The sequence below is a fragment of the Colwellia sp. SU-HH01172 genome, assembly GCF_057553355.1.
Genome location: NZ_BAAJMB010000019.1, coordinates 1 through 627, shown reverse-complemented (window position 1 = coordinate 627; position 627 = coordinate 1). Strand labels below are relative to the sequence as shown.

General features: G+C 34.8%; 1 protein-coding gene. It reads right to left on the bottom strand.

What is annotated here, in order from left to right:
- Positions 1–81: 81 nt before the first annotated feature.
- Positions 82–627 (bottom strand): hypothetical protein (locus AC27JP_RS20295; protein ID WP_487117760.1); only part of this gene is annotated, 546 nt, incomplete at its 5' end.

Here is a 627-nt window from a genome sequence, read left to right as displayed (position 1 = left end):
TGTTAAGGGGCAAATTGTAGTTGGCTATAATGTGAGCGGAGCGAAACAGCCAACTGTTATTTGTCCCGCTTGAACAGCTTGTTATATTTCAAATTTCGCATTAGCACAATAAGTAAAAAGTGAATCATTAATTTTTAATAAATGACCCGATGACTCATCATGCCCTCTATAACTTTTTAACAGTGTACCGTTTTTTAATATAATAACTTGATCTCGACCACGGCCGAAATTAATTTGACCTACATTATCATTCGTAATTTTGGTTTCAAAATCACCAGCAATTTTATCTATACTTAGGCGAAAATAATTTATTCCGATTCCCGTTATTTTTTCTTCTGGAAGTGACTTAATAGTATAGTAATCTTCTCCTTTTGAACCAGTTATACGTCCATGCATACCCGAAACAAAATGATAACCTTTATCGATAACATGTTCAGACGCCCAGCTATCTAGGTGTTCTACGGCCAATTTATTGCGTGCTATGTTCTCAATTATTTTACACTGCGCTTGCAAGTGAGCAGAGTGGTTGGCATCAAATGTTAAGCAAACTATAATTAATCCGGTGATTGATATCGAAAAAATAATTTTAGCTAGTCGTGATATAGCCACTAAATCTTCCTTGAAATA